The organism is Streptomyces brevispora (assembly GCF_007829885.1).
Taxonomy (GTDB): domain Bacteria; phylum Actinomycetota; class Actinomycetes; order Streptomycetales; family Streptomycetaceae; genus Streptomyces; species Streptomyces brevispora.
In genome coordinates this window covers 5,699,935-5,725,058 of the sequence record NZ_VIWW01000001.1, presented here as the reverse complement: position 1 = coordinate 5,725,058, position 25,124 = coordinate 5,699,935, and the positions used below count along the sequence as shown (strand labels likewise).

Here is a 25,124-nt window from a genome sequence, read left to right as displayed (position 1 = left end):
GTTCCCGCTCGATGAGTACGACGAACCCCGCACGGTCGCCGCAGCCGGACCCGCTCCCCGCCCCGGAGGCGGCACCGGAGGATTCCGGGACGCGTCGGCGGATCGATGCCATGGCCGGACAGCTCGCCGCCGTGCCCGGGATCCGGGCCGTCGTCCTGGGCGGCAGCCGGGCCCGGGGCACCCACCGCCCGGACTCCGACTGGGATCTGGGCCTCTACTACCGCGGCGCCCCGGACATGGCCGCGCTGACCGCGCTGGCCGGCGAGGTGCAGGGCTCACCGGTCGAGGTGGCCGGGCCGGGCGGCTGGGGGCCGTGGGTCAACGGCGGGGCCTGGCTGCGGGTGGACGGCACACAGGTGGACTGGATCCTGCGCGATCTGGACCGGGTCGAGGCGGTCTGGTCCGACTGCCGCCAGGGACGCTACGAGGTGGGCGTCCAGCCCGGCCACCCGCTCGGCTTCTGGTCCCCCGCCTATCCGGGCGAGGTCGCCCTCGGGCGCGTACTCGCCGATCCCCAGCGGGAACTGACTAGGCTTCAGTCCGAGGTCCTCGACTACCCGGAGCCGCTGCGCAAGGCGCTGGCCGACGCGGCCTGGGAGGCGGACTTCTCGGTGACGGCGGCCCGCAAGTCGGCCCCTTCCGGCGACCGGCTCCATGTGTCGCTCTGCCTGTCCCGGGCGTTCGGCATCCTCACCCAGTCCCTGCACGCCCATCACCGCACCTGGTGCCTCAACGAGAAGGGCGCGCTGGCGGCCGCCGCCGCGCTGCCGGACACGCCCGCGGACTTCGCGGACCGGGCCGGTGAGGCGCTGCGGGGGCTGGACGCCGCCGCGGTGGAGACGGCCGCGGACGTCGTGAGCGATGTACGGGCGGTCCTGGCCCGCACATCGGCCTAGGATTCCGCCATGATCGCCGAACTGCAGTGCGTGGTGCTCGACTGCCCCGATCCCGTGCGTCTGGCCGGGTTCTACCGCTCGCTGCTCGGCGGACGCGTGAACAAGGTGGATCGCCGTTGGGCGCTCGACGACGGCTGGGCAACACTGCACACCGCCGCCGGGCTGGTGCTCGCCTTCCAGCGGGTGGCGGACCACCGGCCGCCGCGGTGGCCCGATCCGGCGCACCCGCAGCAGTTCCATCTGGACTTCGGGGTCCCCGATCTGGACGCGGCCGAGTCCGAGGTGGTGGCGGCCGGCGCGGCCGTACTCGACGACGGCGCCGGGACCGACCGCCCGTGGCGTATCTACGCGGACCCGGCAGGGCATCCGTTCTGCCTGGTCAGGCACGGTACGGGCGCGACCTGAGGGAGCGCGGTCGCGCTGGATGGCCGTACCGCGGCGGGCGAGCGGACCGCGCGGGGCGTCCTCGCGCCCGCACACTCCTGGCCCGAGAAGCCGCCGGGACCACGGGTTCCCCGCGCCCGCTCAGCCTCCGGCGCGCAGCGCTGCCAGGATGCGTTCGACCGTCGCGTGGTCGCGGGCGGCCGTGAAGGGCAGGTCGTTGCCCCCGGTGATACGGAACGGCGCACCGGACAGTGTGGCCTGGGCGCCGCCCGCCTCGGTGACCAGGAGGAGGCCCGCCGCGTGGTCCCAGGCGAACTCCCAGTTGAAGGCGAGCGCGTCGAGGTCGCCGCGGGCGACGCCGAGGTATTCGAGGCCGGCCGATCCGCAGGGGCGGGCGTCGATGCCTTCGGTGCGCAGCCCCAGCAGGGCGCGTTTCTGGTCGTCGGTCGTGTAGTCGGGGTGCGACATCGCCACGCGCAGGACGGCGCCGGGCGCGGGTGAGCCGGACCGCAGGGGTGCGCCGTTGAGCGTCGCCCCCCGGCCGCGGACGGCCACGGCCATCTCGTCCAGGGCGGCGGCGTACGTCCAGGAGGCCAGGACCTCGCCGTGGTGGGCGAGGGCGACCAGGGTGCAGAAGCCGGGTTCGCCTCGGACGAACTGCCGGGTGCCGTCGACCGGGTCGACGATCCAGACGGGTTCCTGGCCGCCCAGCGCCTCGTACACCTTCGGGTCGGCGTGGACCGCCTCCTCGCCGACGACCACCGAGCCGGGCAGGAGCCGGCTCAGGGCGGCGGTGAGGTGTTGTTCGGCGAGGCGGTCCGCGGTGGTCACGAGGTCGTGCGGGCCGTTCTTCTCGACGATCTCGTGTGCGGCGAGCTGCCGGTAGCGCGGCATGATCTCGGCGGCGGCCGCTGCGCGGACCGCCGCTTCGACCTCGGTCAGGTCCCCGGCAAGGAAGTCATCGATCATGCCCCCAGCTAAGCACGCGGGGCCGGGTCGCCGACGACCTGGTCATGACGGGTGGGTGGCCGGACGACGTCGGTCCGGCCACCCACCGGTGGCCGGAGAGCGTCGGGCCGGTCACCACCCCGTGGCCGGACGGCGTCCGGCCGCCCGGCAGCCCGGTCATGGCCGGGAGGGGTGGCGGTCAGCGGCCGACCGCGTACCCCTGCATTCCCCGCGGGTTCGCGGCCGCGGACAGCACCCCGGTCCTCGGGTCACGGGCGACCGCGCACATCCGGCCCTCGGACCACGGGTCGCCGACCGTGACGTCATGGCCGCGGCGGCGCAGCTCGGACACGACCTCCGGGTCCATGCCCTCCTCGACGGTGACGCTGCCGGGGCGCATCCCGCGCGGGAAGAAGGAGCCGGGGAAGCTGTCGTTGTGCCAGTTAGGGGCGTCGATGGCGCCCTGGAGGTCGAGGCCGCCGCGGACCTCGGCGCGCAGGGCGACGGCGAGGAAGAAGTGCAGCTGCCACTGGTCCTGCTGGTCGCCGCCGGGGGTGCCGAACGCCATCACCGGGACGCCGTCGCGCAGGGCGAGGGACGGGGTCAGGGTGGTGCGGGGGCGTCGGCCGGGGGTGAGGGAGTTCGGCAGCCCCTCGTCCAGCCAGGCCATCTGGAGGCGGGTGCCGAGCGGGAAGCCGAGCTCGGGGACGACCGGGTTGGACTGGAGCCAGCCGCCGCTGGGGGTGGCGGAGACCATGTTGCCCCAGCGGTCGACGACGTCCACGTGGCAGGTGTCGCCGCGGGTGGCACCGTCCGCGGCGACCGCCGGCTCCCCCGCGCGGTCCACGGTGACCGTGGGCTCCCCGACGCCGCCCTTGGCGACCGTGGGCTCGCCGACACCCGCGGCCGGGATGCCCATCGCGTCGAAGCCGGACTCGCCGGAGGCGACGGCGTGGGCGTGCTCGCTCAGGACCGGGGTGCGGCCGTCGGGGCTGCCCGGGCGGAGCTCGTGCGAGGCCTCGTCGGTGACGAGGGCGCGGCGGGCGGCGTTGTACGGCTCGGAGAGCAGGGTGTCGAGGGGGACCTCGGCGGCGTCGCCATACCAGGCCTCGCGGTCGGCCATGGCGAGCTTGCAGCCCTCGATGAGCAGGTGCACGTACTCGGCGGAGCCGTACCGGGGCAGTTCGGCGGGGAGCAGCGCGAGTTGCTGGAGGAAGGCGGGGCCCTGGCTCCAGCCGCCGGCCTTGGCGAGTGTCCAGCCGTTCCAGTCGTAGGTGGCCGGGGCCTCGTACGACGCGGACCAGCCGGCCAGGTCGGCGGCGGTGAGGGTTCCGGTGTGGCGTTCGCCACTGGTGTCCATGGTGGGGACGGCGGCCTGGCGGACCAGGGCGTCGGCGATGAAACCCTCGCGCCAGATCGTGCGGGCGGCGTCGATCTGCGCGGTGCGGTCGTCGCCGCCGGTCCTCTCGGCCTCGGCGACGAGCCGGCGCCAGGTCGCGGCGAGGGCGGGGTTGCGGAAGAGCTCGCCCGGCTTCGGGGACTTTCCGCCCGGCAGGTACACCTCGGCGGAGGTCGGCCACTCGGTCTCGAAGAGCTCGCGGACGGTCTCGACGGTCTGGCCGACGCGGTCCACGGGCGCGTGCCCGTCCTCGGCGTAGCCGATCGCGTACCGCAGCACCTCGGCGACGGTCCTGGTCCCGTGGTCGCGCAGCAGCAGCATCCAGGCGTCGAAGGCGCCCGGTACTGCGGCAGCGAGCGGTCCGGTGCCGGGGACCAGGTCGAGGCCGAGCGAGCGGTAGTGGGCCGCGGTGGCACCGGCGGGGGCCGGGCCCTGGCCGCACAGCACCTGGACCTCGCCGTCCGCGGGCGCGAGGATCATCGGCACCTCGCCGGCCGGCCCGTTGAGGTGCGGTTCGACGACGTGCAGGACGAATCCGGCGGCGACGGCGGCGTCGTAGGCGTTGCCGCCGTCCTCCAGGACCGCCATCGCGGACTGCGAGGCGAGCCAGTGGGTGGAGGAGACCATCCCGAAGGTGCCCTGGAGGGTGGGCCTGGTGGTGAACACGGATGCGGCTCCTTGCTGCGGCGTGCGTGATTCTGTGGTTCGTTGCGGATCGTACGTACGGGAGGCCGGGGCCGGTGTGCGGGGCCCGGTCTCCCGTACGGGGGTCAGGCGGTCGCGTCCGGCGCGGTCCCCCGTCGTCGCCGACGAGGTGGCAGGAGACCTGCCGGCCGCCGGGCGGTTCGCGAAGGACGGGCACCTCGGTGCGGCACCGCTCGGTGGCGAGCGGGCAGCGGGTGTGGAAGCGGCAGCCGGGCCCACGTTGAGGCCGATGCCCTGGTAGCCGAGCGAGGGCGAGTTGAAGAGCTGGAGCCTGGGTTCGGTGAGGGCGCTCCGTACGTCGATGGGGCCCATCTGTCGCCGACCTGGAGGTCGCCGGAGCGCAGGTTGGCGAGCCGGACGTTTCCGTCCGGGATGGGTTTGTAGACGACCCCGTCGAGGTGGACCTTGTCCGCGTCGTAGTAGTTGGGGTCCTTCTTCAGGACGATCCGGTCGCCGCCGACCCGCTCGACGAACCGGAAGGGCCCGACGCAGGAGGGGTGGCTGGTGGAGTTCTTGCCGTACTTCTTGAGCGCGGCCGGTGACGTCACCATCCCGGCCCGGTCGGCGAGGACGCCGGTGAGGGGCACGTAGGGCTGCTTGAGTCTGATCCGGACCGTGTACGGGCAGACCGTATTTCGCATACAGCGCAAGCAAGAGGTGTGCCCGCATAGCGGACGGTTTTTACCGACGATCGGATAACGGCGGGTGCGGAGGGCACGAGGGCGCCCGTCCGCACCCGCCGGTGTCAGCTCTGCCTGACGAGCCGGAAACTCTGTGCGGTCGAGCCGTCGCAGGAGCGCTGGACCAGCTGGACGCCCGCGGCCGCGGACGCCGGTGCGCTCAGGCACTTGCCGCTGTGCCGGGCGATGAAGTGGTAGGCGCCCGAGGTCTCCCGTACCGGATTCCACTGCTGGTTCGCGCCGCCCCCGTAGGTCCACAGCTGGAGCGGGGCCTGGTCGGCCGTGGACACGTTCGCCACGTCGATGACCTGCCGGACGTCACCGTCCGCGTTGATCCGCACATGGCCGTTGTCCGTGGCCGTGAACCGGTACCGCTGGGCCACGGTGCCGTTGCAGGTGTACTGCTGGATCGCGGTGCCGTTGGCAGTGGCCGCGGCGCGCGCGTCCACGCAGTTCCCGTTCGACGCGGCGACCAGGGTGTACGCCGAGGTCTCGGAGATCGGGTCCCCGGACACCGGGCCGCCCCCGCCACCGCCCAGCCATTTCAGCCCGTCCACCACGAACCGGTTCTGCGTCTCACTGGCGAAGGTCGAGGACAGGGTGGTTCCGGAGCCGTAGTCCATGGCGTTGTGGCCGAAGTTCGCGTACAGCATCCGGTAGCCGGTGTTGGTCCACAGGACCGGGTAGTCGCCGCTGTACCAGGACTGGTTCGGGTCCGTGCCCAGCGGGAAGCTCACCGGGTCGACGGATGCCAGCACCTTGATGTCCGGGTTGGTGCGGAGGTTGCGCTGCCACGAGTACCACTCGCTGACCGACGAGGTGAAGGTGGCGGGCAGGCGCGTGGTGGAGGGGTGCGTCCGGTTCTCGGTGCGCAGCACCGCGGTGGTCGGTCCCCAGGTGTTCGACTTGAAGTTGCCGCTGCCGAGGAACTGGTCGTAGTACCAGGGCCATTCCTGGGCTGCGGTGGTGAACGCGGAGACGTGGAAGCCCATCCAGCCGCCGCCGGAGCGCATGTACCGCTCGAATCCGGCGCGTTGAGCAGCGGTCTGCGGGGCGTCGTCGAGGAACAGCACCACCTGGTACTGGTCGGGGGTGATGGTACTCAGCCGCCCCCAGTCGTTGGTGGAGGTGTAGGAGAAGTTGTTGGCCGCGGCGGTTGCGGGGAACCACCGGTTGGCTTCCTGGACGAAGCTGATGTGGGCCGCGTCCCAGGTGCCGTTGTAGAAGGCGATCACCTTGAAGTCGGGTGCCTGCGGGGCCATCGGCGCGGCGTGCGCGGGGGCCGTGACGAGCCCCAGCAGGAGTGCCGGCAGCAGGAGCAGCCATCGGCACAGCCGGCCGATGCCTCCGCGGCCTTGAACAGCGGCCCTGGGTCTGTTCATACGAAACCGTCCTTTGCGAACCGGGTGGGGGGCCGGGCCGGACGCGACGGGAGTCGCGTCCGGCCCGGGGTGTCCTGAGGACGTCGCGGAACTCAGGGATGACTGACGAGATTGGCCACGTTCGAGGAGGAGTTGGAGGGACCGCCCCGACCGTTGATGACGTGGCGGATCGTTCCCGTCCCACCGAGCGAGACGGTCACCATGCTCTGGAACCGCACGTTCGGGTTGTCCGGGACCTCGAAGGCGTGCTCGGCCGCCACGCCCGGGTTCGAGCTGAAGAAGCAGTAGCTGCCGAGCCCGTACGCCTGATGGCTGGTGACCGAGGGCGCGACCTTGTAGGCGGCGTAGCCCTGGGTGGAGCCGTTCATCCAGGACGCCTGGTCGGGCACGTCGTACGGCATCTCGTTCTGGTAGAAGTACGTGCGCCCGCCGTTGCCGTTCCAGATCGTCTGGTGCTTCTGGTAGTGCTCGACGAACAGTCCGTACATCGTCACGTCGTCGCCGTTGACGACGAGTCCGGTGTCCGCCTTGTTGCTGTTCCAGCCGATGCCGGTGCCGTGGTCGCCGCGCCAGATCCACATGTGGTCGCCGATGACGTTGTCGCTGTTGACCACCAGGCTGGTGGTCGCCCGGCCCACGGCCGCGCCGCCGACCCGGAAGAAGACGTCGTGCAGCGAGGTCGGATTCGCCGCGTGCGCGGCCGAGGAGCCGGCCGGGCCGACCTCCATCAGGGTCGACGAGTTCGTCGTCCCGGCGTCGAAGAGGATGCCCGCGACCTTGACCCCGTCGACGTCCGCCACCGTCATCGCGGTGACCCCGTTGTCCGGAATGAACGTGGCGAGGCCGAGACCCAGGACGACGGTGTCGGGCCTGGTCACCTTCAGGGTCTGGTCGAGGTGGTAGACACCGGGGGTGACCAGCAGGTTCTTCCCCTCGGCCAGCGCGGCGTTGATCTGCGCGGCCGTGGCTCCCGCCTTCACGACGAAGAACTTGTCCAGGGAGAGCGAGGCGCCCGCGGCGTTGCCGCCCGCCCATGTGGTGCCCGAGGCGTTGTTACGGAGGGCCGGGACGAACACCTGGTAGGCGCCGCCGCCGCCCACGTACAGGAAGGGCTTCTCCCGGATCACGGGGGCCTGGTTCACCGTGGTGTAGGGCGGGTTGGGGAAGCTGGTGGCCGGTACGCCCTGGCTGCCGACGAACACCATGTTCCAGTTGGAGCCGGTCCAGCTGCCGAGCGTGGAGTTACGGGTCATCCACTGCTGCTGTGTACCGGACCGCACCTGACCGTCGATCTTGGTGTCGGCCATGAAGCCGCCGCTGGCCCAGCCGCCGTCGTCCAGGGCCAGGTTGCCGCGCACATGCATGCGCCGGTACGGGGCCGCCTGGGACACGGCCCAGCGGTCGGTGCCGCCGGTCGGGTTCACCGAGAGGTTCTCGGCGCCGCGCCAGAAGTTCTGGGTGGCGTTCTGCGGCGGGAACCAGTCCGCCTCGGCGTGGACGGCACCGTTGATCGTCACCGAGTCGGGCGACTGACCGAGTCCGAGGACCTGGGTGTAGAAGCCCACGTTGACGTCGTTGCTGTACGTACCCGGCTTGAACATCACCGCGTAGCGCTGGTTGCCGAACTGGTTGGTCTCTTGCTGCCGGAAGATCGTGTCGAGCCGGCCCTGGATGGTGGACGACGGCATCGACGGGTCGAAGACCACCACGTTCGGCCCGAGGTCGACATCGCCCGGCGCGGTGGCGACCGGTGTGACCTGGAACCGCTGGGCCGCGGAGTTGTTGCAGGTGTACTGGACGAGCTGGACGCTGTCGGCCGTGGAGGCGGCGGGCACGTCCAGGCACTTGCCGCTGTTGCGGTTGACGAAGTGGTAGGCGCCGCCGCCCTCGTCGACGGGCTGCCACTGCTGGTTGGTGCCGCCGCCGTACGCCCAGAGGTGGACGGCGGCGTTGTCGGCGGTGGACACGTTGCTGACGTCCACGACCTGGTTGGCGTCGTTGCGGTTGTTGATGCGCACGTAGCCGCCGCTGGTCGCGGTCAGACTCCACTGCTGGGCGGTGGAGTTGTTGCACGTGTACTGCTGGACGGCGGTGCCGTTGACGGTCGCGGCGGAGCGGGCGTCCAGGCACTTGCCGCTGCCGCTGTTGACGACGGTCGCCCAGCCGGTCGGCAGTGCGGCGGCCGCCGCGGCGGCGGCGCGCGGGGCGCTCCCGCCCGGGACCGCGGCCGGGGCGGGGGTGGCGGCCAGGACCGACCCGGCGAGGGCGCCGACCGCGAACACCGCGGTCAGCGCCCGCCGTCGGCGGGTCGGCGAGGGGCCGGATCGGCCCTCGGTGGGCCTTCGGGCAGATCTGAGCACGGTTTACTCCTGTGCGCGACTGTGCGGGTGAGACGGTGCGATGGGCGGGGCGGTCAGCCGGCGTACTGGGCGAACACCTTCGTGAAGTCCCAGGGCTGCTGGGAGACGCCCGAGCAGGTGTCGGCGCCGCCGCCGGTGCACGGGCGGTCCCGGTTGACGGACCAGAAGGTCAGCCGGGCCAGATGGCGCTGCTGGGCGTAGGCCAGGATGGTGCGGAAGTCCGCGACCGTCACCGTCTCGTTGTCGTCGGTGATGCCGTTCATCGAGGAGATCCCGGTGTGCCGGTATGCCTGGTCGTCCGTGTATCCGTAGGCGTTCTTGACCGCGTTCTTCAACCCTTCGGCCGCGCTGACGGTGAGGTTGCCCATGTTCTTGCCCGACCCGCCGAAGTCGAACGGCATGATCGTCCAGCTGTCCACGGTCAGCCCGGAGGCCGAGGCCTTGCGGATGAGGCTGTCGTCGGGTCCGCTCTGGCCGGTACCGAACGTGACGTACAGCTTGATGCCCGGGTTGGCGGCCTTCACCGTCTTCAGCGCGTCGACCGTGCGCTGCTGCACCGTGGCACTGGCGTACGCGTCGGCCTCGATGTCGATGTCGATCGCCTTGAGGCCGTAGGCGTTGATCACCTTCTGGTACGCGGCCGCCAGCTCGGCGGCGCTGGAGCAGGAGCTCTCCAGCTTGTTGCCGCTCCAGCCGCCGAAGGACGGGATGACATCGCCGCCCGCGGCCCGGACGGTGTTCACCGTCTGCTGGTCGACACCGCCGGTCAGCGGCCTGCCGCCGTCCCACTGCGGGTTGCAGTAGCCGTTGCTGAGGACGAAGGCGAGCGTGAACCACTTGACGCCGGTGGCGTTCATGACCGTGGTCGGGCTGGGCGGGCTGCCCCACCCGTTGTAGAGGTACGGTGCGACCGCCATGGCTCCGGGCGAGCCCGGAGTTCCGCCGCCGCCCTCGACGGCCGGTGCGGTCCACTTCTGGTTGGCGGCCCCGGTGCAGGTCCAGATCTGGAGCCGGGTCCCGTTGGCCGAACTGTTCCCCGTGACGTCCAGACACTTGTCCGCCTGCGGGTTCACGATGTCGCGCGCGCCGCTCACGCTCCAGCGCTGTGCCGCCGAGCCGTTGCAGTCGTAGAGCTGGACCACGGTACCGTTCGCCGTACCGCCTGACGCGACGTCCAGACATTTGCCCAGCGCCTTGACCGTCCCGTCACTGCCCAGGCTCCACTGCTGGGCGGAGGAGCCGTTGCAGTCGTAGAGCTGGACGGGAGTGCCGTTCGCGCTGCTCGCCCCGGCCACGTCGACACACTTGCCGGCCAGGCCGGTGATCTGTCCGGTGGCCGTGGCAGCGCCCTGTGCGGGCGAGCCGGTCAGTCCGGCGAGGAGGGCCGCGGCGGCCGCGACCCCCAGGGCGCTCCGTACGGCGGGGGCACGCCCGCGCAACAGGTCTCGACGCATCAACTGTTCACCGTCCACTTCTGGTTGGTGGCCCCGGTGCAGGTCCAGATCTGGAGCCGGGTGCCGTTGGCCGAACTATTTCCCGTGACATCGAGGCACTTGTTCGCCTGCGGGTTCACGATGTCGCGCGCGCCACTGATCGCCCAGCGCTGCGCCGCCGAGCCGTTGCAGTCGTAGAGCTGCACCACGGTGCCGTCCGCGGTGCCACCTGACGCGACGTCAAGACACTTGCCCAGCGCCTTGATCGTTCCGTCGGCGCCGACACTCCACCGCTGGGCGGAGGAGCCGTTGCAGTCGTAGAGCTGGACGGGAGTGCCGTTCGCGCTGCTCGCCCCGGCCACGTCGACGCACTTGCCGGCCAGACCGGTGATGGTCCCCGAACCGGCCGGGGGCTGGCTGTCGCTGGTGGTGACGCGTACGTGGTCGACGACGAGTTGCTGGGGGAAGGTGGTGTTGTTGTCGGGGTCGCCGGGCCAGTAGCCGCCGACGGCGAGGTTGAGGATGAGGAAGAAGGGCTTGTTGAAGGCCCAGGTCTTGCCGGCGGTGTCGGCGGGGGTGCGGCGCTGGTAGACGTTGCCGTCGACGGACCAGGAGATGGAGTTGGGCGCCCAGTCGATGGCGAAGGTGTGGAAGTCGTCCGCGAAGGCGCGGCCGCCGGGGAGGGTGTATCCGGCGCCGATGCCGGCGGCGCCCGAGTAGCCGGGTCCGTGCAGGGTGCCGTGGACGGTGGAGGGTTCGAAGCCGACGTTCTCCATGATGTCGATCTCGCCGGAGTTGGGCCAGCCGACCTGTCCGATGTCGTCTCCGAGCATCCAGAAGGCGGGCCACATGCCCTGGCCGCGCGGGATCTTCATCCGGGCCTCGACATGGCCGTAGGCCTGGGTGAACTTGCCGGAGGTGTTCAGCCGGGCCGAGGTGTACTGGCAGGTGCCGTACCAGCACTGGTAGTTCTTCGGGTTCTCCTTGCGCGCGGTGATGACCAGATGACCCTGGCCGTCCAGTGCGGCATTGCTGTTGCCCGCCGTGTAGTACTGCCGCTCGTGGTTGTTGACGTTGTCACCGGTCTCGGTCTGCCATCTGGCGCCGTTGACCGCCGATCCGGCAGCACCGTCGAACTCCTCGTCGAACGTCATGGCGGCCGAGGCCGCGGCGCCCGACAGGGCGGGTGACCGCGCGGGAGCGCCGCCGCCCGCGAGAGCGGTCGTGACCAGGGCAAGGGTCACGGCCGAGAGTACGGAGCGCAGCAGACGCCGCGACAAACGTGGGGAGTCCATGACTCTCCCTTCCGGTGCATGAGGGGAAAAGGGTCTGTCATGCATATGACATAACAGACGCAGGGCGCATTGGGGCATGCCGAAGCTGCGCCGACCGGGGCGGGGTGCCGTTTGGGGAGTGGGGCGAGTGCGGGTGGGGGTGCGGGCACGTGTTGCGGGATTGCTGTGGGGGCGCTGTGGGGGTGCTGCGCACGGAGACTTAATTCACTACGTGATTTAAGAAGTGAAACAATGGACTGTCAAGACCCTGGTCTGTACCAGTGCACGTCCACACCCCACCCCGTCCGGCTTGGGCCGATACGCCTACGGGGTCCGCGCCGCCACTCACGGAGAACCGGCAACAGGCGCCGCGCGAACAAGAGTCAAAGGCGGAACGCCCGATCCGGGGCTGCGACCTTCGCTCGAATCAAGCCGGACCGTCAGGACGGATCGTCCGCCCGCCGTACATGCAAGTGGCCATCCCTGGGGAACTGAGGCGGCTGGGCCGGAAGGACCCGGCGAAACCCGTATCGGGCCTTCTCCGCGACCCGGCACGAGGCGGGATTGTCCACCTGGTGGAGCAGGTCGAGCCGTTCGAGGCCATCGGCCGCGAAGACGTCGAAGGCCCATCCGGTAAGGACTTCAAGCGCACGGGAGGCCACACCCCGGCCTCGGGCGTGCGCCGCCGTCCAGTACCCGACCTCTGCGGATTCCTGGCCGGAACCGGCCCTCTTCATGACCACGCTGCCAACCAGTCGGCCTTCACCGGGGCCGGCTTCACATACGGCAAAGCCCAGCCGCTCTCCGGTGACCCAGCCGCGCCTCTGAAGTTCCAGCCACCCCCGCACATCCTCAACGCTCTCCAGAGGGCCGCTCGCCCCACGGCGCAGCATGGGATCGCGGAACGCCTCGATCAGCGGCTCGATATCCCCGCAGCCCCAGGGGCGCAGGAAGAGTGCGGCAGCGGACGGCGTCCCGTCCACCCGCAAGGTGACGTTCATCAAAGTCCTCCCCGGACGACTCACCCGATCGTCCCTCATCCCATGAACTGTGGTTCGCCCGGTCGGCATGGCCGGCAGTGCGCCGCCACGAGGAAGCAAGGCGAACACGCTCAGCACGTCCACGACAACACCACCCCCGACCGCGCAACTTCCGCGCGTTCGCGGAACGAGAGGCGGCAGGGAGTAACCCATATCCGAGAGCAATCCCGCAACCACGAACCATTAGGTTAGGCTTACCTAACTAGAATCCGCTTCGCAGGGAGTCCCCTTGAGCACCGACGCCGACACAGACACCATTTCGACCGGGCCGACCGACGCGGAGCAGGTCCGCACGGTGCTGTCCCGCGCGACCTCGCTGTCCCTCACCACGACCGGGCGGGCCTGCGACCTGATCGGACTGCACTCGGTCGGCACCAAGGGGCAGATCACCCTCCACCCCCACCCCGACAGCCCCTTGGCCCAAGAGGCCGCCGCCGCACCCATGGGCAGCCTGGCCGCGCTGCTGGAGTTCACCGACATCGCCCCCACCCCGCTGCGCGACCGGGTACGCGCCAGGGTGACGGCCTCCGGCCGGCTGGCACCGGCGGGCGACGGAGCGCTGCGGCTCGACACGGCACGGGTTTCCCTGCGAACCCCGGCGGGTGCGGCGGACGTCCCACTGGACGAGATCGCCCTCGCCGAGCCCGACCCGCTCGCCGCCGAGGAGGCCGCCATGCTGACCCATCTGGCCGATTCCCACGCGGAGTTGATGACCGAACTGCTCGGGCTCGCGGGCTCCCGGCTGCCCCGCGGCATGATCCGGTCGCTCCCCCTCGCCCTGGACCGCCACGGCATCACCCTGCGCTGCGAGTACGAATCCGGCCACTGCGACCTCCAGTTGCTCTTCCCGGCACTCGCGCGCGACGCCACGGACGCCGGTGAGCAGATCCGGCAGCTCCTCACCGCGCCCCGGAGCTGTGCACACCAGCAACAGCACCAGCACTCCCGCCCCTGACACCACGACGGCATCCCCCACCTCAGGAGAGACGGAAGAAGATGACCCTGCCAAGGGAGCCACAGCGCCGGGTGCTGGTGGTCAAGTTCGGCGGCAACGCCATGGTGGACGCCCCCCTCCAGGAGATGTTCGCGCGCGACGTCGTGGAGCTGTGGCACGCCGGCCTGCACCCTGTGGTGGTGCACGGCGGAGGCCCGCAGATCAGCGCGATGCTCGACCGGCTCGGCCTGGAGGTCCGCTTCGAGGCCGGTCTGCGGGTGACCACCGAGGAGACCCTCGACGTGGTGCGGATGGTGCTGACCGGACGGGTCCAGCGGGAGCTGGTCGGTGCGATCAACGCACATGGGCCCTTCGCCGTGGGCCTGTCGGGCGAGGACGCCCACACCATGACCGCGGTGCGCCGTCCGGGCCTGGTGAACGGGCTGCCGGTGGACATCGGCCTGGTCGGCGACGTCGTGGACGTGGCACCGGACACCGTCCGTTCGCTGCTGGAACTGGGCCGCATACCGGTGGTGTCACCCCTCGCGCGCGGAACCGAGGGTCAGGTCTACAACGTCAACGCCGATCTCGCGGCGTCGGCCCTGGCGGTCGCCCTCGGGGCGGAGCGGCTGGTGATGCTCACCGATGTCGAGGGGCTGTACGCGGACTGGCCCTGCAGCACCGAGGTCATCGCGCGCCTGACGGCAGCGGAGCTGGAGGGCCTGCTGCCGGGGCTGGCGTCCGGGATGCTCCCCAAGATGGAGGGCTGCCTGCGGGCGGTCCGCGCCGGGGTGGGTCGGGCGCAGGTCCTGGACGGCCGGGTGCCGCACGCGGTACTGCGCGCTGTCCTGGACGAGAAGAGCCCCGGAACCACCGTCGTCCCGGATGCGTGACTGCCGCGTGACGCCTGACGTGACCGATGCCTGACGCGGCTTATGCCTGACTGACGCCTGACGCCTGACGCCTGACGCCTGACGCCTGGCAGCTGTCGCTCGGCGGTGGCGCGCACCGGTACCCGGGGCGCGCCACTCTCGTCACAGCGCGCGGGCGAGAACGCGCGCACCCCGCCGGGGGTCCAGGGTGCACACCCAGGCGCGTGGAGCCAGACCCGGGAGGACCGGCGCGAAGCCATGGCGGAGGAAGAGCCGCCCGCTGCCGGTCGTCGCGGTGAACAGGGCCCCCAGCGACTGCGCCCGAGCCCTGGCAAGTGCCGTACCCAGCAGCCGCGCGCCCAGGCCGCTGCCCTGTCGCTGCCGGGCGACACAGAAGTTGTAGAGGACCCCTGCGCCCGTTGTGCCGTCATCCGCTTCGGGGTCGACGCGCAGTGCGAGACAGCCGCTCAGGGCACCATCGGGTTCCTCCGCAACCAGGAAGTCGGCCGCGCGGGCAGCGTAGACGTGGGAGGGCCGTTCGCGCAGCGCCCCTGAGCGGACGAACGGCTCGGAGAGTGCGACGAGGGCGGCGGCGTCCTCTGGGCGCGCCTGGCGCACCCCGAGCACGTCGGGGCGGGGTGCGTGAGGGGTGTGCGTCAGCGCGGCGGCGGGGCGCGGCGTGGCCGTGATCAAGGCGTTCCTTCCTCGGGTTCCACCGTGTGCGAAGGGCGGCCGGATCGCCGCATGCCCCGGTGAACCATTGAAAGTTAGGCTAGCCTTACCTTGCTCGATTGGCCAAGTCGGCTCTGCATCAACGGTGTTGGTCCGGCGCCGGGGAAGCAAGCGGGGCGTCTTCGCAGGGTGGCCGCCTGTGGGCCGGCTCTCTTTGCTGCGGCGGCGCCGGATGCTGGTGTCGTGGTTGGCGGAGGCGTACAGCGTGTTCGGCGACCGGCTGTTCACGTGGGCCCGACCCGGCCGGCGTGGCAGCGTTCCGGCGGCGCGGCGGTGGGTCTGATCGTGGTGGTGGAGAGCGTTCCGCACATCGCGCTGGGGTCGTTCGGGCGCAAGGTGAGCGCGCGGTGCGCGGTGCTGCGCCGGTTGGCGGGGGTGGAGTTCGCCTTGGCGCTCTTGCTGGGCGCGTACGCGTTCACGTCGGGCTGAACGCGGTGATCGTGGCGGCCGCGCTCCTGGGTGTCCACGAACCGCCATGTCCGGCGGCCGAGGGCCCGAGGCCCTGTTCATCGGCGACTCGCGGTTCCGGCGACGCGCGACCGCTTCAGCGCTGAGAGGCCGACGCGGACTCGATTGACGGAGCGCCGCCGGACGCCCCGGTTCGTCTGACCGCGGGTTCAGACAGCAGGCTCATTGTTCGGCTGCGGCACGGTGGTGTTCCTCGCGGTGGGCGAGTACGTCGGACATGTGCGTTTCGGCCCAGTCCTTGAGGTCGGCCATGACGCTGTTCAGGGACAGACCGAGTTCGGTGAGCTCGTAGGTGACGGTGACGGGCACGGTGGGCGTGACGGTACGGGTGACCAGGCCGTCGGCTTCCAGGGAGCGCAGGGTCTGGGTGAGCATCTTCTGGCTGGCGCCCGCGAGCCGACGGGACAGTTCGGAGAAGCGCATCGAACGGGGCCCGTCCTCGTGGTCGACCCCGGGACGGTGCGGGCCGTCGCTGCCGAGCGCCGCGAGGATCAACGCGACCCACTTGTCGGAGATCCTGTCGAGGAGCTGGCGGCTGGGGCAGCCCGCCATGAACGCGTTGTAGCTCGTCTTCGCCTCGGCCCGGTGCTGGGCCGCCGTCCGTGTCGACATCGACCGCTCCTTACCCACCCGATGGGGGCTTACTTACTTTCAAGTGCCTTCTTCCGCCCCGAGGTTAACGAAACCAGCATGGAGACCGGAAGCCATTACCCCTCCGCAAGGGAACAAAGCCATGAGTGCTGCTACTTTCCGCACCGCAGTCGTCCGCATCCCGAACGGGCCCGACTCGATCGAGATCATCGACGTGCCCGTCGCCGAGCCCGGCCCCGACCAGATCCGCGTCGCCATCGCCGCTGCGACGGTCAACCCCACCGATCTCGGCGTCGCAGCGGGCTTCTTCCACACGATCGGGCTGGTCCAGCAGCCCGAACACACCGGCCTGGGTTGGGAGTTCACCGGCGTCGTGGACGCGGCCGGGCCGGGCGTCGACCTGGCCCTCGGCACCCGGGTGGCCGGCCTGGTGGTCGGCTTCGACCGCGACTACGGCACTTACGCCGAGCAGATCGTGGTCGCAGCGGCCGACGTCGCCCCGGTCCCCGACGGGCTGGACCTACTGGCCGCGGCCACGGTCCCCCTCAACGGGCTGGCCGCCGCGCAGATCGTCGACCTGCTCGGCGACGCGCCCGCCGGGGCCGCCCGGCTGCTGGTGACCGGCGCCGCGGGTACGGTCGGAGCGAACGTCGCCGTCCTCGCCAGGGAACGCGGCTGGCGGGTGACCGGGCTCGCCCGCGCCGACGACGAGGAGTTCGTCCGCGGCCTCGGCGCCGACTTCACCACGCACGCCGAGCCGGCGTGGGACGCAGTCGTCGACCCCGCACAACTCAATGACCGGGCCATCGCGCTGGTCCGCGACGGCGGCGCCTACGTCGGCCTGCGGCCCGGCCTCGAACCCCCGGCCGAGCGTGGGATCTCGGTCACCTCCGTGGTCACCGCTTTCGACCGCACACGACTGGCCGGCCTCCTCGCCCGCGCCGCCGCGGGCGAACTGCCGGTCCGTGTGCACGCGGTCGTCTCCCTGGACCGGGCCCCCGAAGCCCACCGGGCCACCGCCAAGGGCGGCCTCCGCGGCCGCTACGTCATCTGCCCCTGACCAGCCCGGCGCCGAGTGCGCCGCCGACCGGGCTCACCGGCCCCTGCCCGCCGGGAGCCTCGAACGCAGGGGCCGGTCCCTGCGGCGCAGCCGACCGCCGGCCCGGCCACGACATCGGCGGTACCGCCGAATCCGGCGAGCTACAGCAGCCCCAGCCATCACGACGTCGATCGGGACAACGCCGAGACGTCCGGAGAAGGACGAAGCAGCCCTCTCCCTGCTGTCAGTGACGCGGTCGCGATGCCTCGCGAGGCGAGGCGATGCCCGCCGTCGATCCGTTCCGTTCCGCCCCGCCCCGCCGTAAGACACTTCAGGAGAGCAGTCATGACCAAGAACCGCCTCGCCACCGTCCTCGCCGCCCTCGGCGGCCTGTTCCTCCTCTACATCGGGGCCGTCTTCCTCCTCACCCCGCAGACGTCGGTCGTTGGTTACGGACTGCCGGCCTGGCCGCACGACCAGGGGGAGGGAATCCTGGTGGCCAAGGGCATGCGAGACATCGGCTTCGGACTGGTGATACTCGCGCTGCTGCTGGCCGGGCAGCGCAAGGCGCTCGGGCTGGCGATGGCGGCCATGACCGTCGTCCCGGTCGGCGACATGGTGAACGTGCTGAACGAAGGGGGCCCGGCGGCGACCGCGTACTGCGTCCACGGGCTGACCGCGGCCGCGGTCGCCGTGACCGCGGGCCTGCTGCTGCGCGAGCGGCCGGCAGCCGCTTGAGGTCCGCACGAAGGTGGACCCTGGTCCGGCGTGGCCGTCGCACGGGACAGGGAATCCTGACCGAGGGTCGACAGGCTGTGCTGGAACCGTTGTCGCCGGGCGGGCTTGAACGCCGAGATCTCGCTTGCCCTCCGGCACCGCGAGCGTGGTCACCAGGTCGCTGGGCAGGTCGAGGTCCGCGCGGCGCGCGGCGCGGGCTACCGTCGCGTACGACCGCGCCTCCGCGACTTGCCGGGCCCGGGATCCTCCGGGCAACCGGGTCGCTCAGCCCACGCCCCGGCCGGACTCGGCCATCACGGAGCCGGCCGAAACGCCGGGGCCCGTGCTCCGGGCCGCGAGGTCCTCGGGCACGTACCGCTGTGGCGCGGCCGGGACCATCAGGGGTGTGCCGGTCTCCGGGTCGTCGATGATCCGGCAAGGCAGCCCGAACACGTCCTCGACCAGTTCGGCGGTCATGACGGTGGCCGGGTCGCCCTCGGCCGCGATCGTGCCGCCGGGCCGCATCACGATGAGGTGGGTGGCGTAACGGCACGCCTGGTTGAGGTCGTGCAGCACCGCCACGACGGTGTGCCCCTTGCGGGCGTGCAAGTCGGCGCAGAGGTCGAGGACTTCGACCTGGTGGGCGATGTCGAGGAAGGTGGTGGGCTCGTCCAGGAGCAGGATGGAGGTCTGCTGCGCCAGCACCATGGAGAGCCAGACCCGCTGGCGCTGGCCGCCGGAGAGGTCGTCGACCGGGCGGTCGGCGAGGTCCAGTACACCGGTCTGCCGCATCGCCTCCAGAACGGCCGTCTCGTCGTCGGCGGACCACTGCTTCAGCATTCCCTGGTGCGGATAGCGGCCCCGCGCCACCAGGTCCCCCACGGTGATGCCGCCGGGCGCGGTCGAGGACTGCGGGAGCAGGCCCAGTCGGCGGGCGACCTCGCGCGAGCGGTATGCGGCGATGCCTGCGCCGTCGAGATACACCTGCCCGGAGCGGGGTTTGAGCATCCGGGCGAGCGCCTTGAGGAGTGTGGACTTCCCGCAGGCGTTCGGCCCGATGATCACGGTGAAGGAGCGGTCGGGGATCTCCACGTCGAGCGAACTGACCACGGTCCGCTGCTCGTAGGACAGTGTCAGGTCCTCGGCCCGCAGCCGCGCGGCCCCCGTCGGCTGTGTCCCGGGCATGTGAACCCCCTCGGCAGTCGCGGCGTCCGCGGTCGGGTCGGTCGTCTCGGACCTGCGAATCGTGCGGGGTGTCATTCGGGTCATGCGCGGCTCTTTCGCGACTCGGTGATCAGCAGCCAGATGAGGTACAGCCCCCCGATGGTGCCGGTCGCCGTACCCACCGGGAGCAGCGAAGGGGCGAAGAGGCGCTGAGCCAGCAGGTCGCTCGCGGCCAGCAGCAGGGCGCCCATGAGTGCGGCGGGGGCCAGTGCGGGGCCCGATGCCCGGGTCAGCCGCCGGGCGAGCTGGGGTGCCGCCAGTGCGATGAACCAGATGGGTCCGGTGACGGCCGTGGCGAAGGCGGCGAGCGCGACGCCGATCACGAGCAGCAGCGCCCGGGTACGCGTCACATCGACGCCGAGCGCCATGGCCGTGACGTCACCCATCTCGACCATGGAGAGCCGGCGGGCGAGGAAGAAGGCGGGCGGGAGCAGGACCAGGACGGCGATGCCGATGGTGTTCGCCTGCTGCCAGCCCCGGTTGGTGAGGCTGCCGATCAGCCACGCCTGCGCCTCCAGTGCCTCCTGCCAGGTCGCCCGGGTGATCAGGTACGAGTTGACGGCGAGCAGCAGTGCGCTGACACCGATGCCGACGACGACCAGCCGGAAGCCCTGGAGTCCTCTGCCCAGCATGAGGAGGTACATGGCGGCGGCGGTGGCGAGGCCGCCGATCAGCGCGCCCACCGCGATCTGGGTCATGCTGCCGTGCAGCACGATGATGACGAGGAGCGCCCCGACGGCCGAGCCGTTGGTGAAGCCGATGATGTCCGGGCTGCCGAGGGAGTTGCCGGTCAGGCTCTGCAGTACGGCCCCGCTGACCGCGAGGGCCGCGCCCACGCACATCGCGGTCAACAGGCGTGGCATACGAAGGGTGTTGACGATGAAGTCGGCGCCGCCGGAGCCGTGGCCCAACAGGGCGCGCAGGACTTCGCCGACGGAGAGTTCGAAGTCGCCGGTGGTGAGGGTGACGAGCGCGACCGCGACGAGCGCGACGAGCATCACGGCCGTCACCACGAGGACGCGCCCCTGGACCCGTAGGGACAGCCCGCCCTTCCCGGTGCGCAGCACCAGTCCGCCGACGACCCGCGGCCCCCCGGTGCCCGTACCGGCCCGGTCCGGGTAACTCCCGGCGCCGGAGGGGCCCTTCTCGCGTACGGCACTCACAGCATGACCAGCTTTCGGCGGCGGCACAGGGCGATGAACAGCGGTGCCCCGAGGAACGCGGTGATGATCCCGACCTGGACCTCGCCAGGTGCCCCGAGCACCCGTCCGAGGACGTCGGCGCCGATCAGCAGGACGGGGGCGAGCAGCATCGAGTACGTCAGCACCCACCGCTGGTCGGGGCCGACGACGAACCGGGCGACGTGCGGCACCGCCAGCCCGACGAAGCCGATCGGTCCGGCCGCCGCGGTGGCGGCGCCGCACAGCAGCATGACGGCAACGGCGCCCAGCACCCGGGTGCGGCCGACGTTCAGGCCGAGGGCGCGGCCGAGCTGGTCGCCCATCGCGAGGGCGTTGAGCGAGGGGGCGAGCCCGAGGGCGATCAGGAGTCCCACGGCGATGAACGGCAGGATGACGTGGATGACGTCGTAGTACCGGCCCGACAGGGAACCCACCGTCCAGAAGCGGTACTCGTCGAAGGCGCGCGGGTTGAGCAGCAGCACGGCCGAGTTGAAGGCGTACAGCACCGCGGTCATCGCCGCTCCGGCCACGACCAGCCGGTCGGGTGTGGCCAGGGTGCGGCCCGATGAGCCGAGCAGGTAGACGGCGACCGCGGCGACGGCCGCGCCGAGGAAGGCGAACCACACGTAGCCGAGGACGGAGCCCACTCCGAGGAAGGCGACGGCCACGACGACTCCGGCGGAGGCGCCCAGGCTGATGCCGAGGATTCCCGGGTCGGCGAGCGGGTTGCGGGTCAGGGCCTGCATCAGTGCGCCGGACAGGCCGAGGGCCATGCCCACGAGCAGTCCCAGGAGCGTCCTGGGGATGCGGTAGTCATGGATGATGATCGAGGTCTCGGAGCCGTCGGGGTGCCAGAGCACGCTCCAGGTGGCGGTGAACGGGATGCCGCGGGTGCCCACCCACACGCTGAGCAGTCCGACCAGGACCAGGGCGCCCAGCGACGCGAGCAGCCCCAGGCCCCGCAGGGTGTTCGCGGTCCGGCCCGGCCGGGGAACGACGGGTTCGACGGCCCGGTCCTCGGGAGCCGTCCGGGTTTCGACCGACAACGACAACTCCCCCTGACAGCGGTCCGGGTGCACCGCGAGCGATATGGCGCCGGAACGTGACGCAGAACCCGGAGTCCAACTTAGGTGAGGCTAACCGAACAGTTCCGCTCGGTCAACGAGCCTCCCCCGCCCACGAAATGGCGCACACCACCGCGATCGGAGGCGTCGCCTGGCGGCGGGCACCCCGCCGCGGCGACCCGATTATCAAGACCATCCAATTAGAGTAGCCTTACCTAACTTTCTCAGACTCTTCGCGGAGGCCCGCATGCCAGTTGGAGGACCGACCGGGGGGCACGTCCTCCGCAGGGCGATCAGAGGGCAGCGGCGGCGAGTCGTCACCGCGTCCCTGCTCGGCACGGTGCACCAGGGCTGTGAGGCCCTGGTGCCCGTCGTCATCGGCGCGGCCATCGACACGGCGGTGGCCACCGGCTCCTCCCAGGCGCTGCTGCGTTGGCTCCTGGTGCTCGCGGGGCTGTTCCTGGTGCTGTCGAACTGCTACCGCACGAGCGCCCGGCTCGCCGAGGGTGCGGGGGAACACGCCGCGCACCGGCTCCGGATGGAGCTCGGCGCCCGGGTGCTCGATCCGCGCGGCGGCGCCGACGCCAACCGGCTGCCCGGCGCGCTCACCAGCATCGCCACCAATGACGCCCGCCGGGTGGGTTCGGTGGCGACCGTCCTGGCGTACGGGGTCGCGGCGACCTCCGCACTGGTGATCAGCTCGGTGGCGCTGCTGAGGATCTCCGTCCCGCTCGGACTGCTCGTCCTGCTGGGCATCCCGCCGCTGCTGTGGCTCGGCCACCGCATCAGCCGGCCGCTCGAACGACGCAGCGAGACCGAGCAGGAACGGGCCGCGCACGCCTCGGGTGTCGCCGCCGACCTGGTCGCCGGACTGCGTGTGCTCAAGGGCATGGGCGCCGAGTCGGCCGCCGTGGCCCGCTACCGCACCACCAGCCAGGACTCGCTCGCCGCGGCACTGCGGGCGGCCCGCAGCCGGGCCGGTCACGAGGGCGCCGTTCTCTCCCTGACGGGCGTCTTCATCGCGGTCATCGGCATCGTGGGCGCCTGTCTCGCCATGCGCGGCAGCATCAGCATCGGCGACCTGGTCGCGGCGGTGGGCCTGGCGCAGTTCCTCCTCGGTCCGTTCCAGCTGCTCACCTATGTCAACGCCGAGTTCGCCCAGGGCCGTGCCTCCGCACGCCGGATCGCCGAGGTGCTGGAGTCACCCGTGGCCGTCGAGGGCGGGGAGTCGGCGGTGTCCGACGCATCCGCCGGGCATCTGCGCCTGAGCGGAGTCCGGCTCGGCTCGCTCCGCGGGGTCGATCTCGACATCCGGCCGGGCGAACTGATCGCGGTGGTCACCGCGGATCCGGCCGCCGCGGCCGATCTGCTGCTCTGCCTGGCCAGGGAGCGGGACCCGGCCGACGGGCTGATCGAGCTCGACGGCGTACCGCTGACCGAACTCGCCCCCGACGGGCTGCGCCGCGCCGTCCTGGTCGCCCACCACGACGCCGACCTGTTCGAGACCAGCCTGCTGGACAACGTACGGGCAGGTGCCCGCGCCGACGGGGCCCCGGTCGACCGGGCCCTGGCCGCGTCGGCAGCGGACGAGGTCGCCCGGCTGCTGCCCGGAGGCGGCGACACCGTGCTCGCCGAACGCGGCCGGTCCCTCTCCGGCGGGCAACGCCAGCGCGTCGCGCTCGCCCGGGCGCTCGCCGCCGACAGCTCCGTACTGGTGCTGCACGACCCGACCACCGCCGTGGACACCGTCACCGAGTCCCGTATCGCCGCCAGGCTGCGGGAGGTCCGCCACGGGCGCACCACCGTGCTGATCACGACCAGCCCCGCCCTCCTCGCGGTCACCGACCGGGTGGTGGTCCTCGACGGGGGCACCGTGACCGCGGACGGCCACCACAGCGAACTCGTCGCCGGTGACGAGCGGTACCGGGCGGCGGTGCTCGCATGACATCCACGTACGAAGACCGCACGGAAGAGACGGACCCGCGCGCAGAGGAAGAGGGGAATGCGGCCATGAGCACACCCGGTGCGGACCGCGCGCTGCTGCCGACGGCGAGCGGTGCGGAGAGCCTGGCGGCGCTGCGCACCATGCTGCGCGGCCACCGGCGGCTGACCGCGGCCGCCGTCACCGTCCTGGTCGCCGGGACCGGAATCGGTCTGCTGACCGCTCCCCTGCTCGGCCACATCGTCGACCTGGTGGTGGAGCGGCGGGGGACGCGGGCGCTGGTGGTACCACTGGTGCTGCTCATCGTGGTGGCGCTGGTGCGCGGCGCGGCCACCGCGGCCGGCAGTACGCTCGTGGCCCGGCTCGGCGAGACCGTACTCGCCGCCGTGCGCGAGCAGTTCATCGAACGGGCGCTGCGGCTGCCGCTGGAGCGCGTCGAGGCGGCCGGTTCGGGAGATCTGGTCTCCCGGGTCACCAGCGATGTCTCCCTGATCGCGAAGTCGGTGCGCCAGGCGCTGCCCGAGTTCACCCGCTCCGCGCTCACCATCGTGCTGACCTTCGTCGGACTCGCCGTGCTGGACTGGCGGTTCCTGATGGCGGCGCTGCTCGCGGTGCCGGTGCAGGTGCTGTCCGTGCGCTGGTACCTGAGCCGGGCCGCCCCGGTGTACGCCGAGCACCGCATCGCGACCGGTGCGCTCCAGCACCAGCTGCTCGACAGTGTCGGCGGGGTGCGTACGGTACGTGCCTTCCGGCTGAACCGTGCGCACACCGCCCTGCTGGAGCAGCGCTCCGCGTCGGCGCGGGACCTCGCGCTGGGCGGCATCCACATCGTCACCGGCTTCTTCTCGCGGCTGAACCTGGCCGAGTACATCGGGCTGGCCACCATGCTCGGCACGGGTTTCCTGCTGGTGGACAACGGGTCGGTGAGCATCGGTACGGCCACCGCCGCCGCGCTGTACTTCCACAGCCTCTTCAACCCGGTCAACGCCACGCTGTTCCTCATCGACGACGCGCAGTCGGCGGGCGCCGGCTTCGCCCGGCTCGTCGGCCTGTCCAAACTGCCGGCCGAACAGAGCGCCCCGGGCGACCGCGCCCCCGCGGACGGTTCGGTGAAGGTGAGCGCGCTCAGCTACGCCTACGGCGCGGGGGATCCGGTGCTGCGGAAGGTCGATCTGGAGGTGCGCGACGGGGAGCGGGTGGCGCTGGTGGGCGCCAGTGGCGCCGGCAAGACCACGCTGGCCAAGGTCATCGCGGGCGTCCACGAGCCGCACGGCGGGACCATCTCGCTCGGCGGGGTCGATGTGGCCGAACTGGGCGCGGCGGGGGTGCGGCGTGCGGTGACGCTGATCAGCCAGGAGGTGCACGTGTTCGCGGGCCCGCTGGCCGAGGACCTGCGCCTCGCCCGCCCTGAGGCCACCGACGAGGAGGTGCGCGCGGCCCTGTCCCGGGTCGGCGCCCTGGAGTGGGCCCAGGCGCTGGCGGACGGTCTGGACACGGTCGTGGGCGAGGGCGGCCACCGGCTGACGGTGACCCAGGCGCAGCATCTGGCGCTGGCCCGGCTGGTCCTCGCGGACCCGCCGATCGCGATCCTCGACGAGGCCACCGCCGACGCGGGCAGTGCGGGCGCGCGGGTCCTGGAGGAGGCGGCTCTGCGGGCGCTGGAGGGGCGTACGGGGCTGATGGTCGCGCACCGGCTCCCCCAGGCGGCGACCGCCGACCGCGTCGTCGTCCTCGACGAGGGCAGGGTCGTGGAGACCGGCAGCCATGACGAACTCGTCGCGGCGGGCGGCCGGTACGCAGCGCTGTGGGAGGCGTGGTCCGACAGCCGCCGGGAGCCGGTGGACGCGCAGTGAACACGC

General features: G+C 71.7%; 22 protein-coding genes. 8 read left to right on the top strand and 14 right to left on the bottom strand.

The window, feature by feature from the left end; translation table 11 throughout:
- Positions 1 to 110: 110 nt before the first annotated feature.
- On the top strand, positions 111 to 896 hold the full coding sequence (locus FHX80_RS26465; RefSeq protein WP_145767515.1) for a nucleotidyltransferase domain-containing protein: 786 nt from the start codon (positions 111 to 113) through the stop codon (positions 894 to 896).
- Between the two features lie 9 nt (positions 897 to 905).
- Entirely contained in the window at positions 906 to 1,301 is a 396-nt protein-coding gene (locus FHX80_RS26460) for a VOC family protein (protein WP_145766478.1), read from the top strand.
- 120 nt (positions 1,302 to 1,421) lie between these two features.
- On the opposite strand, the gene FHX80_RS26455 is transcribed toward FHX80_RS26460, so the two are convergent.
- The 8 genes from FHX80_RS26455 to FHX80_RS26420 form a co-directional block, all read right to left on the bottom strand.
- Positions 1,422 to 2,249, bottom strand: coding sequence for an inositol monophosphatase family protein (locus tag FHX80_RS26455; protein WP_145766477.1), 828 nt, complete (start codon positions 2,247 to 2,249; stop codon positions 1,422 to 1,424).
- Positions 2,250 to 2,427: 178 nt separating this feature from the next.
- Positions 2,428 to 4,293: a gamma-glutamyltransferase family protein gene (locus FHX80_RS26450; protein WP_145767514.1), complete on the bottom strand. Its 1,866-nt coding sequence runs from the start codon at positions 4,291 to 4,293 to the stop codon at positions 2,428 to 2,430.
- A 104-nt stretch (positions 4,294 to 4,397) separates the two neighbouring features.
- Positions 4,398 to 4,973 carry an ABC transporter substrate-binding protein gene (locus FHX80_RS26445; RefSeq protein WP_244318449.1) on the bottom strand — a complete coding sequence of 192 codons (576 nt, stop codon included), beginning with the start codon at positions 4,971 to 4,973 and terminating at the stop codon, positions 4,398 to 4,400.
- Between the two features lie 104 nt (positions 4,974 to 5,077).
- Positions 5,078 to 6,394 carry a ThuA domain-containing protein gene (locus FHX80_RS26440; RefSeq protein ID WP_145766476.1) on the bottom strand — a complete coding sequence of 439 codons (1,317 nt, stop codon included), beginning with the start codon at positions 6,392 to 6,394 and terminating at the stop codon, positions 5,078 to 5,080.
- A 92-nt stretch (positions 6,395 to 6,486) separates the two neighbouring features.
- Positions 6,487 to 8,643, bottom strand: coding sequence for an RICIN domain-containing protein (locus FHX80_RS26435; protein ID WP_244318640.1), 2,157 nt, complete (start codon positions 8,641 to 8,643; stop codon positions 6,487 to 6,489).
- A 164-nt stretch (positions 8,644 to 8,807) separates the two neighbouring features.
- Positions 8,808 to 10,208: a chitinase gene (locus tag FHX80_RS26430; RefSeq protein ID WP_145766475.1), complete on the bottom strand. Its 1,401-nt coding sequence runs from the start codon at positions 10,206 to 10,208 to the stop codon at positions 8,808 to 8,810.
- A complete protein-coding gene (locus FHX80_RS26425) occupies positions 10,208 to 11,482 on the bottom strand; it encodes a glycoside hydrolase family 16 protein (RefSeq protein WP_145766474.1) in 1,275 nt (424 codons plus the stop codon). Before FHX80_RS26425 ends, FHX80_RS26430 begins: the two co-directional genes overlap by 1 nt.
- 419 nt (positions 11,483 to 11,901) lie before the next feature.
- Positions 11,902 to 12,462 (bottom strand): GNAT family N-acetyltransferase, encoded by a 561-nt coding sequence (locus tag FHX80_RS26420; RefSeq protein ID WP_145766473.1) that lies wholly within the window; start codon positions 12,460 to 12,462, stop codon positions 11,902 to 11,904.
- 268 nt (positions 12,463 to 12,730) lie between these two features.
- Here FHX80_RS26420 and FHX80_RS26415 point away from each other — a divergent pair, with 268 nt between their 5' ends.
- Positions 12,731 to 13,456, top strand: coding sequence for a DUF2470 domain-containing protein (locus tag FHX80_RS26415; protein ID WP_244318448.1), 726 nt, complete (start codon positions 12,731 to 12,733; stop codon positions 13,454 to 13,456).
- 41 nt (positions 13,457 to 13,497) lie between these two features.
- The gene (argB, locus tag FHX80_RS26410) at positions 13,498 to 14,328 is read left to right on the top strand and encodes an acetylglutamate kinase (protein ID WP_145766472.1); all 831 of its coding nucleotides are present in this window, start codon (positions 13,498 to 13,500) and stop codon (positions 14,326 to 14,328) included.
- Positions 14,329 to 14,469: 141 nt separating this feature from the next.
- On the opposite strand, the gene FHX80_RS35995 is transcribed toward argB, so the two are convergent.
- From FHX80_RS35995 to FHX80_RS26400, 3 genes are all read right to left on the bottom strand, one after another.
- Positions 14,470 to 15,000: a GNAT family N-acetyltransferase gene (locus FHX80_RS35995; protein ID WP_375886812.1), complete on the bottom strand. Its 531-nt coding sequence runs from the start codon at positions 14,998 to 15,000 to the stop codon at positions 14,470 to 14,472.
- A 263-nt stretch (positions 15,001 to 15,263) separates the two neighbouring features.
- Positions 15,264 to 15,506, bottom strand: coding sequence for a hypothetical protein (locus tag FHX80_RS35990; RefSeq protein WP_244318447.1), 243 nt, complete (start codon positions 15,504 to 15,506; stop codon positions 15,264 to 15,266).
- Between the two features lie 163 nt (positions 15,507 to 15,669).
- Complete coding sequence (locus FHX80_RS26400) at positions 15,670 to 16,119, bottom strand: winged helix-turn-helix transcriptional regulator (RefSeq protein ID WP_145766470.1); 450 nt, start codon at positions 16,117 to 16,119, stop codon at positions 15,670 to 15,672.
- 121 nt (positions 16,120 to 16,240) lie between these two features.
- Here FHX80_RS26400 and FHX80_RS26395 point away from each other — a divergent pair, with 121 nt between their 5' ends.
- On the top strand, positions 16,241 to 17,158 hold the full coding sequence (locus tag FHX80_RS26395; protein WP_145766469.1) for an alcohol dehydrogenase catalytic domain-containing protein: 918 nt from the start codon (positions 16,241 to 16,243) through the stop codon (positions 17,156 to 17,158).
- A gap of 324 nt (positions 17,159 to 17,482) precedes the next feature.
- On the top strand, positions 17,483 to 17,875 hold the full coding sequence (locus FHX80_RS26390; RefSeq protein ID WP_145766468.1) for a DUF4267 domain-containing protein: 393 nt from the start codon (positions 17,483 to 17,485) through the stop codon (positions 17,873 to 17,875).
- A gap of 264 nt (positions 17,876 to 18,139) precedes the next feature.
- Here FHX80_RS26390 and FHX80_RS26385 read toward each other — a convergent pair whose 3' ends face one another.
- The 3 genes from FHX80_RS26385 to FHX80_RS26375 all read right to left on the bottom strand — a co-directional run bounded on the left by FHX80_RS26385 (position 18,140) and on the right by FHX80_RS26375 (position 21,305).
- Positions 18,140 to 19,039: an ABC transporter ATP-binding protein gene (locus FHX80_RS26385; protein WP_145767511.1), complete on the bottom strand. Its 900-nt coding sequence runs from the start codon at positions 19,037 to 19,039 to the stop codon at positions 18,140 to 18,142.
- An 80-nt stretch (positions 19,040 to 19,119) separates the two neighbouring features.
- Positions 19,120 to 20,241: a FecCD family ABC transporter permease gene (locus FHX80_RS26380; RefSeq protein ID WP_145766467.1), complete on the bottom strand. Its 1,122-nt coding sequence runs from the start codon at positions 20,239 to 20,241 to the stop codon at positions 19,120 to 19,122.
- Positions 20,238 to 21,305 carry a FecCD family ABC transporter permease gene (locus FHX80_RS26375; RefSeq protein WP_145766466.1) on the bottom strand — a complete coding sequence of 356 codons (1,068 nt, stop codon included), beginning with the start codon at positions 21,303 to 21,305 and terminating at the stop codon, positions 20,238 to 20,240. Before FHX80_RS26375 ends, FHX80_RS26380 begins: the two co-directional genes overlap by 4 nt.
- A 265-nt stretch (positions 21,306 to 21,570) precedes the next feature.
- Between FHX80_RS26375 and FHX80_RS26370 the strand changes: the two genes are divergently transcribed.
- Together FHX80_RS26370 and FHX80_RS26365 are read left to right on the top strand one after the other, a co-directional pair.
- Positions 21,571 to 23,268, top strand: coding sequence for an ABC transporter ATP-binding protein (locus FHX80_RS26370; RefSeq protein ID WP_145766465.1), 1,698 nt, complete (start codon positions 21,571 to 21,573; stop codon positions 23,266 to 23,268).
- Positions 23,265 to 25,118, top strand: coding sequence for an ABC transporter ATP-binding protein (locus FHX80_RS26365; protein ID WP_375886831.1), 1,854 nt, complete (start codon positions 23,265 to 23,267; stop codon positions 25,116 to 25,118). The genes FHX80_RS26370 and FHX80_RS26365 overlap by 4 nt, the downstream gene beginning before the upstream one ends.
- The last annotated feature ends 6 nt before the right edge of the window (positions 25,119 to 25,124 follow it).

Bases quoted from the DNA above. Each gene is read 5' to 3' on its own strand.
- FHX80_RS26465 (WP_145767515.1), top strand. From the start codon at position 111: ATGGCCGGACAGCTCGCCGCCGTGCCCGGGATCCGGGCCGTCGTCCTG.
- FHX80_RS26460 (WP_145766478.1), top strand. From the start codon at position 906: ATGATCGCCGAACTGCAGTGCGTGGTGCTCGACTGCCCCGATCCCGTG.
- FHX80_RS26455 (WP_145766477.1), bottom strand. From the start codon at position 2,249: ATGATCGATGACTTCCTTGCCGGGGACCTGACCGAGGTCGAAGCGGCG.
- FHX80_RS26445 (WP_244318449.1), bottom strand. From the start codon at position 4,973: ATGCGAAATACGGTCTGCCCGTACACGGTCCGGATCAGACTCAAGCAG.
- FHX80_RS26440 (WP_145766476.1), bottom strand. From the start codon at position 6,394: ATGAACAGACCCAGGGCCGCTGTTCAAGGCCGCGGAGGCATCGGCCGG.
- FHX80_RS26430 (WP_145766475.1), bottom strand. From the start codon at position 10,208: ATGCGTCGAGACCTGTTGCGCGGGCGTGCCCCCGCCGTACGGAGCGCC.
- FHX80_RS26425 (WP_145766474.1), bottom strand. From the start codon at position 11,482: ATGGACTCCCCACGTTTGTCGCGGCGTCTGCTGCGCTCCGTACTCTCG.
- FHX80_RS26420 (WP_145766473.1), bottom strand. From the start codon at position 12,462: ATGAACGTCACCTTGCGGGTGGACGGGACGCCGTCCGCTGCCGCACTC.
- argB (WP_145766472.1), top strand. From the start codon at position 13,498: ATGACCCTGCCAAGGGAGCCACAGCGCCGGGTGCTGGTGGTCAAGTTC.
- FHX80_RS26400 (WP_145766470.1), bottom strand. From the start codon at position 16,119: ATGTCGACACGGACGGCGGCCCAGCACCGGGCCGAGGCGAAGACGAGC.
- FHX80_RS26395 (WP_145766469.1), top strand. From the start codon at position 16,241: ATGAGTGCTGCTACTTTCCGCACCGCAGTCGTCCGCATCCCGAACGGG.
- FHX80_RS26390 (WP_145766468.1), top strand. From the start codon at position 17,483: ATGACCAAGAACCGCCTCGCCACCGTCCTCGCCGCCCTCGGCGGCCTG.
- FHX80_RS26385 (WP_145767511.1), bottom strand. From the start codon at position 19,039: ATGCCCGGGACACAGCCGACGGGGGCCGCGCGGCTGCGGGCCGAGGAC.
- FHX80_RS26370 (WP_145766465.1), top strand. From the start codon at position 21,571: ATGCCAGTTGGAGGACCGACCGGGGGGCACGTCCTCCGCAGGGCGATC.
- FHX80_RS26365 (WP_375886831.1), top strand. From the start codon at position 23,265: ATGACATCCACGTACGAAGACCGCACGGAAGAGACGGACCCGCGCGCA.